The organism is Mycobacterium sp. 1245499.0 (assembly GCF_001673615.1).
Classification (GTDB): Bacteria; Actinomycetota; Actinomycetes; order Mycobacteriales; family Mycobacteriaceae; genus Mycobacterium; species Mycobacterium europaeum_A.
Genome location: NZ_LZMG01000347.1, coordinates 24139 through 37560, shown reverse-complemented (window position 1 = coordinate 37560; position 13422 = coordinate 24139). Strand labels below are relative to the sequence as shown.

The 13422-nt window shown below is 67.8% G+C and carries 14 protein-coding genes, 3 tRNA genes and 2 pseudogenes; 7 read left to right on the top strand and 12 right to left on the bottom strand.

The genetic code is table 11. From position 1 onward, the window contains the following. Positions 1-397: pseudogene (locus tag A5646_RS28440) on the top strand (glycosyltransferase family 2 protein); the annotation flags it as partial. Here A5646_RS28440 and A5646_RS21565 read toward each other — a convergent pair. The 4 genes and pseudogenes from A5646_RS21565 to A5646_RS21550 form a co-directional block, all read right to left on the bottom strand. Next, a pseudogene (locus tag A5646_RS21565) lies at positions 394-765 on the bottom strand (glycosyltransferase); the annotation flags it as partial. The pseudogenes A5646_RS28440 and A5646_RS21565 overlap by 4 nt on opposite strands. Next, positions 758-1597, bottom strand: a complete 840-nt coding sequence (locus tag A5646_RS21560) for an ABC transporter ATP-binding protein (protein ID WP_066873034.1) — start codon at positions 1595-1597, stop codon at positions 758-760. The pseudogene A5646_RS21565 and the gene A5646_RS21560, both read right to left, overlap by 8 nt. Before the next feature lie 20 nt (positions 1598-1617). After that, positions 1618-2073, bottom strand: coding sequence for a bacterial proteasome activator family protein (locus A5646_RS21555; protein ID WP_231998015.1), 456 nt, complete (start codon positions 2071-2073; stop codon positions 1618-1620). 78 nt (positions 2074-2151) lie between these two features. Further along, positions 2152-4149, bottom strand: a complete 1998-nt coding sequence (locus A5646_RS21550; protein WP_066882419.1) for a DUF6541 family protein — start codon at positions 4147-4149, stop codon at positions 2152-2154. 117 nt (positions 4150-4266) lie between these two features. Here A5646_RS21550 and A5646_RS21545 point away from each other — a divergent pair, with 117 nt between their 5' ends. Further along, positions 4267-5463, top strand: a complete 1197-nt coding sequence (locus A5646_RS21545; protein WP_066882421.1) for a cysteine desulfurase-like protein — start codon at positions 4267-4269, stop codon at positions 5461-5463. Positions 5464-5476: 13 nt separating this feature from the next. Here the strand turns inward: A5646_RS21545 and A5646_RS21540 are convergent, their stop codons facing one another. After that, a complete protein-coding gene (locus A5646_RS21540; protein ID WP_067024058.1) occupies positions 5477-6445 on the bottom strand; it encodes an NAD(P)H-quinone oxidoreductase in 969 nt (322 codons plus the stop codon). A gap of 37 nt (positions 6446-6482) precedes the next feature. Here A5646_RS21540 and A5646_RS21535 point away from each other — a divergent pair. Beyond that, positions 6483-6569: transfer RNA gene (locus tag A5646_RS21535), tRNA-Ser, on the top strand. A 7-nt stretch (positions 6570-6576) separates the two neighbouring features. Here the strand turns inward: A5646_RS21535 and A5646_RS21530 are convergent. Genes A5646_RS21530 through A5646_RS21515 form a run of 4 tightly spaced genes read right to left on the bottom strand, consistent with a single transcriptional unit; the run spans position 6577 to position 10038 of the window. Next, the gene (locus tag A5646_RS21530) at positions 6577-7695 is read right to left on the bottom strand and encodes a hypothetical protein (RefSeq protein WP_066882423.1); all 1119 of its coding nucleotides are present in this window, start codon (positions 7693-7695) and stop codon (positions 6577-6579) included. 37 nt (positions 7696-7732) lie between these two features. Further along, on the bottom strand, positions 7733-7921 hold the full coding sequence (locus A5646_RS21525) for a hypothetical protein (RefSeq protein WP_066873023.1): 189 nt from the start codon (positions 7919-7921) through the stop codon (positions 7733-7735). A 28-nt stretch (positions 7922-7949) separates the two neighbouring features. Next, positions 7950-9188: a lipase LipE gene (lipE, locus tag A5646_RS21520; RefSeq protein WP_067024055.1), complete on the bottom strand. Its 1239-nt coding sequence runs from the start codon at positions 9186-9188 to the stop codon at positions 7950-7952. A gap of 25 nt (positions 9189-9213) precedes the next feature. Next, positions 9214-10038 (bottom strand): crotonase/enoyl-CoA hydratase family protein, encoded by an 825-nt coding sequence (locus A5646_RS21515; RefSeq protein ID WP_066873017.1) that lies wholly within the window; start codon positions 10036-10038, stop codon positions 9214-9216. Positions 10039-10061: 23 nt separating this feature from the next. Here A5646_RS21515 and A5646_RS21510 point away from each other — a divergent pair, with 23 nt between their 5' ends. Continuing rightward, complete coding sequence (locus tag A5646_RS21510; protein ID WP_197499631.1) at positions 10062-10646, top strand: TIGR03086 family metal-binding protein; 585 nt, start codon at positions 10062-10064, stop codon at positions 10644-10646. A 153-nt stretch (positions 10647-10799) separates the two neighbouring features. On the opposite strand, the gene A5646_RS21505 is transcribed toward A5646_RS21510, so the two are convergent. Next, positions 10800-11261 carry a DUF4334 domain-containing protein gene (locus tag A5646_RS21505; protein ID WP_066873011.1) on the bottom strand — a complete coding sequence of 154 codons (462 nt, stop codon included), beginning with the start codon at positions 11259-11261 and terminating at the stop codon, positions 10800-10802. Positions 11262-11271: 10 nt separating this feature from the next. Then, a complete protein-coding gene (gene hisC / locus A5646_RS21500) occupies positions 11272-12339 on the bottom strand; it encodes a histidinol-phosphate transaminase (protein WP_066873008.1) in 1068 nt (355 codons plus the stop codon). A gap of 83 nt (positions 12340-12422) precedes the next feature. Between hisC and A5646_RS21495 the strand changes: the two genes are divergently transcribed. The 3 genes from A5646_RS21495 (at position 12423) to A5646_RS30255 (ending at position 12848) form a co-directional block, all read left to right on the top strand. Then, positions 12423-12511 (top strand) — tRNA-Ser (locus A5646_RS21495). 43 nt (positions 12512-12554) lie between these two features. Beyond that, positions 12555-12627, top strand: a tRNA-Arg gene (locus A5646_RS21490). A gap of 92 nt (positions 12628-12719) precedes the next feature. Then, positions 12720-12848, top strand: a complete 129-nt coding sequence (locus tag A5646_RS30255; protein ID WP_255361718.1) for a hypothetical protein — start codon at positions 12720-12722, stop codon at positions 12846-12848. Here A5646_RS30255 and A5646_RS21485 read toward each other — a convergent pair. Next, on the bottom strand, positions 12845-13417 hold the full coding sequence (locus A5646_RS21485; protein WP_066882427.1) for a GNAT family N-acetyltransferase: 573 nt from the start codon (positions 13415-13417) through the stop codon (positions 12845-12847). The two genes, A5646_RS30255 and A5646_RS21485, sit on opposite strands and share 4 nt — an antisense overlap. Positions 13418-13422 lie beyond the last annotated feature (5 nt).

The following is a 13422-nucleotide window of genomic DNA, read 5'->3' as shown; positions in this document are numbered from 1 at the left end:
GGATTCGGGCGTGCTGGCCACCCTGCTGGCGTGTGCCGAGAAGTACGGCCTGGCCGAGGTGTCGCCGATGGTGTGCAACATGGCCGACCCGGAGCGGCTGGCGTTCCCGTTGCGTCGCGGCCTGGTATGGCGCAGGCGCACAAGCGAATTACGCACCGAGGCGGGCCAGGACCTGCTGCCCGGGATCGCGTCGCTGTTCAACGGCGCGTTGTTTCGGGCCGCCACCCTGGACGCCGTCGGTGTCCCGGATCTGCGGCTGTTCATCCGCGGCGACGAGGTGGAACTGCACCGCCGGCTGGTGCGATCCGGCCTGCCGTTCGGGACCTGCCTGGACACCGTCTACCTGCATCCCTGCGGATCCGATGAGTTCCGGCCGATCCTGGGCGGCCGGATGCACACCATCGGCGACACCTCGGCCAGGCCGTACTTCTCGGCACACGCCAGCAGGGTGGCCAGCACGCCCGAATCCTGCGGGCGCCCGTCGTCGTCGGCCAGCCACACCCAATCGGCGCCCTGGGCCAGCGCGTGCAGCATGCCGAGCGCGAAACCCCCTGCGCCGCCCAGGTTTCGGCGCGAAGCCAGGTAGGTGGTGGGGATAGGCTGGCCGGCCACCAGGTCGCGCACCCGGTCGTCGCCGGAAAAATCGTTGTCCACCACGATCAGGTGATCGGGCAGCCGGGTCTGCGTGCTCAGGACATCGAGCGACTTGGCCAGCTCGTCGGGGCGCCGATGGGTGACGACGACGGCGAAGACGGTCTCACTCATCCCCGGATGCTCTTTGGGCCAGGGGTGTCTCGACCCGACTCGCTTGCTGCGTCTCTTCCAGCACCTCGCGGACGTGCCGGGCCGCGTCTTCGCCTTCGTACGCGCGCACCACGTCCTCGATGCCGCCCGACATGCGGATGACGCCGTGATCGATCCACATCGCCGTCTTGCACAACCGGGCCAGGAATTCGTTGGAATGGCTGGCGAACACCAGGATTCCGGAACGCTCCACCAGACTCTGCAACCGCGACTGCGCCTTCTTCAAGAAGTCGGCGTCCACCGCGCCGATGCCCTCGTCGAGCAGCAGGATCTCGGGGTCGATGCTGGTGACCACGCCCATCGCCAGCCGAACCCGCATGCCGGTGGAATAGGTGCGCAGCGGCATCGACAGGTAGTCGCCCAGTTCGGTGAACTCGGCGATCTCATCGACCTTGGACAGCATCTGCTTTCGCGTCTGGCCCAGGAACAGGCCGCGAATGATGATGTTCTCGTAGCCGGAGATCTCGGGGTCCATGCCGACCCCGAGATCGAAGACCGGCGCGACCCGGCCGGTGACCGTCGCCCATCCGCGGGTGGGTTCGTAGATGCCCGAAAGTAGGCGCAGCAGAGTCGATTTGCCCGCGCCGTTGTGGCCCACCAGCCCCACCCGGTCGCCCAGCTCGAGGGACATGGTGATGTCGCGCAACGCTTCGACCACAACGACGTTGGAGCTGTTGCGGCCGATCGTGCCGCCGGCCTTGCCGAGGAAGGCCTTCTTCAACGAACGCGACTTCGCATCGAAGATGGGAAATTCCACCCATGCGTTGTGCGTCTCGATGTGAGGACCCGACACCGTCAACTACTCGAGTTCGCTTACAGGTACTGACCGTGCCCGGGCGCGCCGCCCGGCTTACCCATGCCCGGCGGCAGCGCGCCCTGGCGCATCTTTTCCAGCTGCGCGCGGGCGGCCATCTGCTGGGCGAACAGCGCGGTCTGGATGCCGTGGAACAGTCCTTCCAGCCAGCCGACCAACTGTGCCTGCGCGATCCGCAATTCGGCGTCGGACGGCGCCGCGTCCTCGTTGAAGGGCAGGGTCAGGCGGTCCAGCTCCTCGCGCAGCTCCGGCGCCAGGCCCTCCTCCAGTTCCCGGATGCTGGTCGCGTGGATCTCGCGCAGCCGGTTACGGCTGGCCTCGTCGAGCGGTGCGGCGCGCACCTCCTCGAGCAGTTGCTTGATCATGGTCCCGATCCGCATCACCTTGGCGGGCTGCTCGACCAGATCGGTCAGGGAACGCTCGTCGGCGCCGTCGTCCTCGGCCAGTGCCATCATCCGCGGGTCGACGCCGCCGATGATCTCGACGCCGTCGTCATCGTTGCGGGTACTCAACTCTTCACCATCCTTTGTGGACTATGAGTGGGGCGTCGCGCCGTTTCCGCGCCATTCATAAATTCGGGCACCGCCATTGTCGTAGATCAGCGCCCACGACTTCGACTTATCCAGTGACACTAGTCCTTCGGGTACGGCGAACCCCCGGACAGTCGGCGAGCTCGTGTAGATGTACCGAATATTGAGCGCTTTAATCGCCTCGAGGACCCGCGGATCTGAATCGCCTTTGCGGGCCGAGGTCCAGAAAATGTACCGGTTGGGACCCGGGCCCATCTGTTGCGGGTAGTCGTAGTGCGTCCACAGCGGATGCAGATCGGCGACGGCGTACATCCAGGCCGTGCCGTCGGTGTTGGCGTTGCCGATCAACGTCTCGTGCGCGCCGGGCAGCTTGGCCAGATAGGCCATCGCCATCAGATCGCGCTGGTCGATCATCACCGAGTCGTACTTGTCGCCGAACAACACTATGTGCCGATAGAGGTAGTGACGCCCGGTGAGCACGGCGGCCACCACCAGTAGCGTCGCGGTGGCGGCGATCCACACCGGGACCGGCCCCAGGCGCCGATCGCTGGCCAGGGACGGTCTGACCCTGGCGGCCACTCGTTTCGCGACGCCCACGACGCCGACGACGATCGTGAACAGCGCGACGCCGGCCATCGGCTCGAGCAGCAGGGTGATGGCCGCCGAGATCCGGCGCGGATCTTTGTAGAAGAACTCGCCGAACATCCCGGCCACCGCACCGACCGGACCGCCGAGCGGCGTCCCGGCGTCGACGTCGACCACCACGAGCAGCAGCCAGACCGCCAGTGGCCACCAGATCCTCTTGTAGGCGAAGACCAGTCCGCCGAGGATCGCGAGCGCCATGAGCCCGTACTGGTACGGGAAGTCGTTGAGGTGCCGGGAGTGCTGGAAGACCGCGTCGAACAATCCCCGCTTTTTGCTGAGGTGGGTCAGAAACGAGTGCCCGGCGATGATGTCTTCCTGTCCCTGGACGCTGATGAACTGCGGCAGCAGGATCAGTCCGGTCAGCACCGCGACGCAGGCCAGCGCGATGAAATCGGCCAGCCTGCCGCGCACCGGATGCCACAACACGTCGATCACCCACCAGGCCACCAGGAACAACAACACGATCACGCCGCCGGTGATGTGCACGGACATGACCCCCACCCAGGCCAGCACGGCCGCCGGGATGCGGTCGCGGTGTCGCAGCGTGGAGGTGATCAGGACGAACGCGGGCACCGCGACCCCGTAGGCGGCCAGGTTGGGCATCGCGGCGACGCCGAATTCGACGTAGGGGATCGCGGTGAACGACGCCGACAGCGCGGCCGCGGTGGCCGCCGCCCCGGCGCAGCGCCACTCGGTGGTGCGCGCCCGCAGCAGATGCCAGGTCAGCATCGCCGCGCTGGTGGGAAACAGCCACACCGATGCGGCAACCGAGCTCAGCGTGTAGCCGGTCGTGGGCGCCGCCCCGGTCAGCTGGCAGAACACCGCGATCAGCGCGTGGAACACCGACGGGTAGTACAGCGTCTTGTGGGTCTCGACGTTGCGCAGCTCGCCCATGTGCGTCGACGACGCCTGGCCGGTGTCCAGGATGAACCGCACCTCGTTGGCGTGCCAGACGGCGTCCCAGGTGCTCGGGATGGTCTGCCAATGGGCGGCCAGCCCGCGGTAGGCGGCCCACATGACGAGCATGGACCCCAGCGCCACCCCGGCCCCCACCGTGATGGCCGGCCACCGGCTGATCGCGCGGGCCTCGGCGTCGCGGTCGCGGTAGCGGGCGAGCAGCAGCGCTAAACCGGTCATCAGCAGGCACACCACCACCAGCGCCGCCAGCGCCGTCCACCCGTTCCACGGAATCCCGATGGCACCAAACGGAATAATGGCAAGGGCGACCATGCCGTAGGTCAGTGCCGGGCCGACCGCGACAGCGACGGGCCACGACAACTGACTGATACGTGCGATGATCGCCCCGGGCGCTATCAGCAAGAACAATGCAATGAGCGTTCCGAACCAGAGCCCCACTCGACTAGTATGGCTGGCCGGGTGCCCTGGCTCGGGAGGCCACCGACTGGCCGGAACGTCTGTGGCACCCGCTACCGTCACAGTTTCGCAAAAAGCGGAAGCTTTAAGGTGGCCCACATGGCATACGACGTCGCCCGGGTGCGCGGACTACATCCGTCGCTGGGTGACGGGTGGGTACACTTCGACGCCCCGAGCGGGATGCTGGTTCCCGATTCCGTCGCGACGACCGTGTCGACCGCCTTCCGCCGGTCCGGTCCCACCACCGTGGGCGCCCACCCGTCGGCGCAGCGCAGTGCCGCCGTTCTCGAGGCGGCGCGGGCGGCGGTGGCCGATCTGTTCAACGTGGAACCCGCCGGCGTCGTGCTGGGCGCCGATCGGGCGATCCTGCTCTCAGCGCTGGCCGAGGCGTCGTCGTCGCGGGCCGGCCTGGGCTACGAGGTCATCGTCAGCCGCCTGGACGACGAGGCGAACATCGCCCCGTGGCTGCGCGCGGCGCACCGCTACGGCGCCAAGGTCAAGTGGGCCGAGATCGACATCGAGACGGGTGAGCTGCCGACGTGGCAGTGGGAGGGCCTGATCGGCAAGTCGACCCGGCTGGTCGCCGTCGCCTCGGCCTCCGCGACGCTGGGCACGGTCACCGACCTGCGCGCGATGACCAAGCTGGTGCACGATGTCGGCGGCCTGGTGGTGGTCGACCATTCCGCCGCGGCGCCCTACCGGTTGCTTGACGTGAAGGAGACCGACGCCGACGTGGTGGCGGTGAATGCCGCGGCGTGGGGCGGTCCGCCGATCGGGGCCATGGTGTTCCGCGATCCGGCGCTGCTCAACTCGTTCAGTTCCATCTCGCCGGATCCTAAAGCGACCGGGCCGGCGCGCCTCGAGATCGGCGCGCACCAGTTCGGTCTGTTGGCCGGGGTGGTGGCCAGCATCGAGTACCTGGCCTCGCTCGACGAATCCGCCCGCGGCAACCGGCGCGAACGCCTGGCGGTGTCGATGCAATCCGCCACGGCGTACCTGAACCGGATCTACGACTACCTGATGGTGTCGTTGCGCTCGCTGCCGTTGGTGATGGTGATCGGCCGTCCCGAGGTGCGCATCCCGGTGGTCAGTTTCGCGTTGAACGGCGTGCCCGCCGAACGCGTCGTGCAGCGGTTGGCGGACAACGGAATTCTGGCCGTCACCAACGAAAGTTCCCGCGCGCTGGACGTATTGGGCGTCAACGACGTTGGCGGCGCGGTCACCGTCGGCCTGGCGCACTACTCGACGACGGCCGAAGTCGACCAGTTGGTCCGCGCGCTGGCCTCGCTGGGTTGAGCCCGGCCCGGTTCTAGACGGTCAGCACGACCTTGCCGTGCACCTCTCCGTCGGCCAGCTTCCGGTGCGCGGCGCCGGCCTGCTCGATGGGCATCCGCTCGCCGATGATCGGGCGGACCCGGCCGTCGGCGATCATCGGCCACACCTTGGCCGTCACGGCCGCGACGATCTCGCTCTTGCTGTTCGGGCCGCTGACTGGCCGCCCGCGCAGCGTGGTGCCGATGACGTGCGCCCGCTTGGCGAGCAGCTTGCCGATGTTGAGCTCGCCCTTGATGCCGCCCTGCATGCCGATGATGACGAGCTGCCCGTCGGTGGCCAGGGCGTCGATGTTGCGGTCCAGATAGGAGGCGCCCATGATGTCGAAGATCACGTCGGCGCCGCCGTGCTCCTGCAGCCGGGCGACGAAGTCCTCGTCGCGGTAGTTGATGGTGATCTCGGCGCCCAGGTCGCGGCAGGTCTGCAGCTTTTCCTGCGATCCGGCGGTGACGGCCACCCGCGCACCCAGCGCCCGGGCGATTTGGATCGCGTGCGTTCCGATGCCGCTGGCCCCGCCGTGCATCAGCAGCAGCTGGCCCTTGCCGAGGTGTGCCGTCAGCACCAGGTTCGACCACACCGTGCAGGCCACCTCGGGCAGCCCGGCCGCGTCCACCAGGTCGACGCCGTCGGGAATCGGCAGCAGCTGGCCGGCGGGGACGGCGACGTACTCGGCGTAACCACCCCCGGCGAGCAGCGCGCAAACCTCTTGTCCGACAGACCATCCCGTCACGTCGGCGCCGACCTCGCTGATGACGCCGGACACTTCCATGCCGATGATCTCGCTCGCCCCCGGCGGGGGCGGGTACTTGCCGGCCGCCTGCAGCAGGTCGGCGCGGTTCACGCCGGCGGCGGCGACCTTGACCAAGACCTCACCGGGCCCGGCGGAAACGTCGGGCACGTCCTGGCAGGAGAGTTGATCGGAAGATTCGGCGACGATGGCGCGCATGGTGGCCACGCTACCGAGTCCCGCTACCCTGATCAGCGGTGGCGTGGCAGAGCGGCCTAATGCACTCGCCTTGAAAGCGAGAGACGGCTAAAACCGTCCGGGGGTTCAAATCCCTCCGCCACCGCTCCTGATCACTCAACGCTCTGGTGCAGCGTGGGTGCGTAGCGCAGCACCGCGCCCACCCCGTCGGCCGGGGAGATGCGCTCGTCGGTGCGCACCAGGGCGGCGCCCACCGAGATCGCCGAGAACGGCAGCGCCTCGTCGGCCCGCAGCGTCTTGGCGGGAGCGGCGCCCTGCTCGGACAACACGTTCTCGTTGGGAGCGAGCGTCGTCAGGCCTTCGTCGGCGACGACGGTCGCGTCGCCGATGTCACCGATGATCAGCGTCTCCACGGCGCCCTGACGCAGCGCCGAGCAGACCGCGCCCAAGCCCTCAGCCGCCAGCCCGGACTGCCGCCCGATCTCGGCGGTGAAGCGCTGCGCGGCATCGTCGATGGTGCGCAGCTGGCGCTTGACGAACTCCGCTTCGATGGCCTGCTCGATCTCACCGAAGTCGTGCCCGCTGTGCCGGGCTCCCACCTCGAGTGCCACCGTGCGCTCGCGTAACCGTTCCGGCAACTCGGCCAGCAGGTCGGATCGCGAGCGCACCTCGCCCACCACAAAGATCACCTCGATGGCCTTGTCGTCGGCCAGTTCGGCGACGCGGTCGGCGACGGCGCGCAGGTTCTTGCGTGCGGCCTCTTCGGTGCGCAACTGGGGATCGCCGTAGTCCGCGGTCTCCGCACCGGCGGCTTTGTGCACGGGATGACCACCACCGTCCACGGTCTCGTCGCGCAGCGTTCCGCCGATGTGGGTGGTGATGTCGGCACCGCTGTGATCGACGACCGCCAGCACATAATCGGGATGATCGAAGCTCTGCTCGAGAATCGGTACCAGATAAGGCAATTCGGATACCCGGACGACATCGGTCGCGGCGGGTCGGGCCAAATGTTCGTTGATCACCACGCCGTCGGCGCTGGCGATCACCGCCCGCCCGCTGCGGCCGATCGGCGGCCGCAGGTTCTTGATCGCGTCCTCGATCTGGTCGACGACCGTCGCTGCGGCGTGTGAGCGTTCCAGTTCTTCTTTGATCGCCCGCCACTTGAGCTCGAGTTGCGCCTCGGCGTCATGGGTGTCATGTGAGTCATCGAAGTAGACCGAAGCGAACGGCCCCGGTGCGTCCAGCAGCTTGCGGAAGCGTTGCGAGTCCATGCGTTGTTGGTTGCCCCGCCAGCCGGGGGACAAACACCTAGCTTCGGTCGCCCTCGGTGTCGTCGAAGAAATGCCACTCGCCGTCGTGTTCGACTTCCATGCGCCAGCCGAGCTCGCTGTTGTCGGCCTTCTGGTCGACGAACCACGCGTGTGCGTCGTCGGCGCTTTCGATGTCTTTGGTCGCGACGACCTCGCCCTTCGGGTCGAGCACTCGATAGGTAGCCATGAGGGCAGTGTTCCCACTGCCGTCGTCGTCAACCGGATGGGATTTCGGCGGTGATCGTGTCCAGCAGGGCGGTGTACCGGCGGGCCTCGGGATCGCGCCCGGGTTTGCCGCTGCTCACCACGCCGGCCGACAGGCCGCGCGCGGGGTCGGCCCAGATGGCGATGTTAACCAGGCCCAGGTTGCCGAACGCGTGCGGCGCGTTACGCCCGAACGGCCCCCACCGGTTTGTGCCGAGGATGTAGCCGGTACCCCAGCGGGCCGGCTGCAGCCCGACCGCGAAATCCGGTCGTAGCCTTCGGCATTGGGTCACCGCGCCGTACATGGTCTCCGGGCTGATCACCCGCACACCGTCGAGTTCGCCTCCGCGGCGCCATATCTCGGCGAACCGCGACATCTCCTGCGCGGTCGACACCGTGTTGGACGACGGAATGATGGTGGTCAAGAACATCGGCGAATTCGTGTACGGGATCATCTCGTGCACGGTCCCGCCGATCGCCTTGCGGAAAATCTGGGCGACCACCGGCGGGAGCGTACGCCCGGTGGCGTGGCTGGGCGCGACCAACGGGACGTCCTGCTTGGCGACGCCGAAGTTGGTCCAGCGGAAGCCGAGTGGGTCGAGGATCTCGGTGGCCAGGATCTCGCGGATCTCCTTGCCCGTGGCCGCGTAGACGATCTCGCGCACCAGCGGACCCCAGGTCAGCGCGTGGTACATGTGCATCAGCCCCGGACGGTAGAGGGGCCGCAACTCGCTTAGCTTCTGCTGCGCGTACTCGTGGTCGTCGGCGCGGGTGACGTCGGGTCGGGGCCCGGTGGGAAAGGGCAGTCCGGCGCTGTGCGTCAGCACGTGCCGGATGGTGATCCGGTGCTTGCCGTGGCTGGTGAACGTCGGGATGTATTCGCACACCCGGTCGTCGAGCGAGAACACGCCGCGCTCGACGAGCATGTGCACGACGGTCGCCGCCATGCCCTTGGCCGCCGAATACACACAAAACGGTGTGTCGGGGGTGACGACGATCTTCTCCGCGTCGGGCGGGTCGCTGGGGGCGTTGCCCCAACCGTGGCCGATCGCCCGGTTCAGCACGACGCGGCCGTGCCGGCGGATGCACAGCTGGATGGCGGGGTGGAAGCCGGCTTGGTACCAATGCCGGGCGGCCTGCCAGATCCGGTCGACGGCGGCGCTGTCGATTTCGGAGTGGTCCTCGGCGCCGATCGTCGTCACGGAGTCCAGGTCGGCCGGGAGGCGGATCTTGCCGTCTGGTGTCGTCACCTCAGCGAGGGTACGTGGCGCGGGACTACTCGCCGGTGAACTGCGGCGGCCGCTTTTCGAAGGTCGCCGAGATGCCCTCGGTCAGGTCCTTCGACGGCAGGAAGGCCGCGTTCCAGGCGGCCACGTACCGCAGGCTCTCCGAGACGGCCGCGGTTCGTTGCTGGTCGAGCACGTCCTTGATGCCGTGCACGGTCAGCGGGGGATTGGCGGCGATCTCCGCGGCGGTGGCGTGTGCGGCGGCCAGGGTGGCGTCGGCGTCGGCGTACACGTCGTTGACCAGACCGATCTTCTCGGCGCGGGCCGCGTCGATGTCCTTGCCGGTCAGCGCCAGCTCGCGCAGGTGTCCGTCGTTCAGGATCATCGGCAGGCGGGCCAGGCTGCCGACGTCGGCGACGATGGCCAGCTTGACCTCACGCACCGAGAACTTGGCGTCGGCGCTGGCGTAGCGGATGTCGACCGCCGAGATCAGGTCGACGCCGCCGCCGATGCACCAGCCGTGCACCGCGGCGATGGTGGGGGTGCGGCAGTCGGCGACCGCGGTGATCGCGGCCTGCATGCGCTTGACCTCGCGGTGGAAGACCGCGCGCGGTCCGGCCAGCGCGTCGCCGGACAGCAGCGGGGTGAACGAGCCGCCCATCGCCGGCACGTCCAGGCCGTAGCTGAAGTTGCGGCCCGAGCCGGTCAGCACGATGGCCCGCACCTCGGGTTCGGCGTCCAGCGCGGCGAACAGTTCGGGCAGCTCCGACCAGAACGCCGGTCCCATCGCATTGCCCTTGCCCGGCCCGATCAGCGTCACCTGGGCGACGTGGTCTTTCGTCTCGACGGTGACGGATTCGTATGCTTGCGCCATATCGAGACCGTAGCGTGGCGAATATGGCTCCTGACTTGCGACCCGGACCGCATTCCCCGCCCACCGACGAGCTACACAGCGCCGAGGACACGCTGGGGGTGCTGCAGCGCGTGGTGCACACCATCGCCGCCGACGATCTGTCGCGACGGACGCCGTGCACGGAATTCGACGTCTCAGCGCTGACCGGGCATCTGCTGAACTCGATCTCGGCGCTCGGCGGCATGGTCGGCGCCCAGATCCCGGAGCGCGACGAGGGCGATTCGGTGGAACGTCAGGTGATCGCCGCGGCCCGGCCCGCGCTGGACGCCTGGCACCGCCATGGCCTGGACGGCTCGGTCCCGTTCGGCAAGGGCGAGATCCCCGCCAAAAGCGCGTGCGGCATCCTGTCGATCGAATTCCTGGTCCACGCTTGGGATTACGCCGCCGCGGTGGGGCACGACATCAATGCGCCCGAGCCGTTGTCCGAATACGTGCTGGGCCTGGCGCGCCAGATCATCAGGCCGGAGCTACGCGGTCAGGCCGGATTCGACGACCCGGTCGACGTCCCCGAAGATGCCGGCGCGCTCGAACAATTGGTCGCGTTCACGGGTCGCAACCCGGCGGGCTAGCTCGGGCTGCCTAGCCCTTAGCCACCGACTGTGAAGCCTGGGCATTGAGTGTGAGGCCACGGCGGGTTCGCACGGCGCGTCGCCGCCCTGGATGCACACTCAACGCCGTCAATTCACACTCGGCGGCACGAAGGCACACTCGAGCGCCCAGACCTACTCGCGTTCCAGGTAGAAGTAGTAGTACTTGCCGTTATCCCGCACGCCTTTGCCGTTCATGATGCCCATCACGGCGTCGTCGTCGATCTTCTTGAAGTGGTCGTGCACCGGCTGGCCGTCGTAAACCATTGTGGCGGTGACCTCTCCGCGGAAGTCCTCCAGCCACAGGCTCGCCTCGCCCTTACCCATCTCCACGTTGGAGAACTTATTGCCGTCGGCGTCCAGGCAGACCAGCGGCTGCACGTCGCGGGCGGACTTGAAGGTCTTGCCGTACCAGCCGGCCTTTTCCAGCTGGCCGTTCATCTTGTGGCCGGTCTGGAATTCGCCGCCCTTCCATTCGCCGAGCATGCCCTCGATGGTCGCGGGTGCCAGTTCGGCCCAGAAGTCGTCGAGCTCGGAATCCGCGATGTCGCCGCTGCGCTCTTTGAACTCGGTGAACTTCTTCCGCGCGAGGTCCACGGGCGACTCCTTACGATTCGGTGCGGGCAATCCAATCGCGGGCAAAATGCAGCAGGGCGTCATTTTCCTCCGGCGCACCAATGGTGACACGCACGCCCTCGTCAGCAAACGGCCGCACCACCAGGCGTGCCTCCGCGGCCTGCTCGGTGAAGTCGGTGGTGCGCTCACCCAGCGGCAGCCAGACGAAGTTGGCCTGCGACGCGGGTAGCTCGAACCCGGCCTCGCGCAATCCCGCGCTGACCCGGGCGCGCTCGAGGACCAGCGCATCAGTGCGGGCCATCAGCTCGTCGGAGGCCTCGAGCGACGCGATGGCGGCCGCCTGCGCGACGTTGGTGACCGCGAACGGCATGACGACCTTGTCCAGCGCGGTGATCAGGTCCGGATGGGCTACCGCGTAGCCGACCCGCAGGCCCGCCAACCCGTAGGCCTTCGAAAAGGTCCGCAGCACAACGACATTGCTGTGGGTCAGGGCCAGCTCCAGGCTGTTGGGCAGCAGGCCGTCGCGGATGTATTCGGCGTAGGCCTCGTCGATCGCGATCAGGACGTGCGGCGGCACGGCCTCGACGAAGCGCGTCAGTGCGTCCGGATCGACGACGGTGGATGTCGGGTTGTTCGGGTTGCACACGAAGATCAGCCGGGTGCGGTCGGTGATCGCGGCGAGCATCGCGTCGAGGTCGTGCGTGTGGTCGGTCAGCGGCACCTTGACGGTGGCCGCGCCGGACACCTGAATGATGGGCAGGTAGCACTCGAAGCTGCGCCAGCCGATCATCACCTCGTCGCCGGCGGCCGAGGTGATCTGAACCAGCTGCTGGCACAGCGTGACCGAACCGCTGCCGACCGCGATGTGCTCGGGCGCGACGTCGGAACCCAGGTGCATGGCCAGCGCGGCCTTGAGGTCGACGCTGGCGTTGTCGGGGTAGCGGTTGACGACGGCTACCGCGCGTTCGATGGCGGCGTGCACGCTGGGCAGCGGCCCGTGCACGGTCTCGTTGCTGGCCAGTTTGATCGAGCCCGGCACGTTCTTGCCGGGCACATACACTGGCAGTCCGGCCAGTTCGTTGCGCAGGCGGGCAGTCACTTCGACAGTTTACGTGTCAGCTGTGTACAGTATGGCCGGTTCCGCGAGACCGGAAAGGGGTCGGTACCCTCAGAAAGTCCAAGGGAGGCGTGCCAGAGCGGCCGAATGGGGCTCACTGCTAATGAGTTGTCCCCCTCAAAGGGGACCGGAGGTTCAAATCCTCTCGCCTCCGCTAGATCCTTTAGCGGCAACACGGAACGACAACTGAAGAACAGGCGCCCGTAGCTCAACGGATAGAGCATCTGACTACGGATCAGAAGGTTAGGGGTTCGAATCCCTTCGGGCGCGCTCACTAGCTCAGGGTTGGGCAACCCGAAATGATTCGAATCGTTCAGACCCAGTTTCTTGTCGGCGCGGTTTCCCGTCGATACCTTCCGCCCATGACAATCAGCATTGAGCAAATCGGTGGTGGCGCCGGCGGCGGTTTCCTGGGTGGCGGCGGTGCCGGTGGTTTCGTCGGTGGCGGCGGCGCGGGTGGCTTCCTGGGCGGTGGCGGCGCCGGCGGCTAGGCCCCCGACTCGCGCGCGCGGCCCGGCGAGACGATCGGGCCGGGTGGCTCATCCGGTGCGGCGCCGGGCCTCAGGTCCAGCTGCATCCACGCGACGTCGTGCCAGCCGCCGTGCTTCCATTCGACGCGGCGGTACAGCCCCGCGTCGGTGAACCCGAACGCGCGGTGGAAGCCGGTGCTGGCCTCGTTGGGCTGGGTGATGCCGGCGAACGCCTGCCGGTAGCCCCGCTCGGCGAGCCTGCGCAACAGCTCGGTGTAGAGCGCGCGGCCCCCGCCGGTGCGGCGATGGCCGGCTTCTAGATAGATCCCGGTCTCGGTCGACCACCGGTAGGTGGCAAGGCGATTGAACGCGTGCCCGTAGGCGAAGCCGATCACCCGGCGATCGCGTTCCAGCACAAGCCATTCGTGGCCGGCCTGGGCGGCGGCGATGCGCGCGGACATCTCGGTTTCGGTCGGGACGTCGATCTCCCAACTGATGACCGTGTGCTCGACGTACGGCCGGTAAATGGCAAGGCACGCGGCCGCATCCGGCGCAGCTGCCGGCCGGACCAGGCCGGCGCTCGCGTGCATGTCGC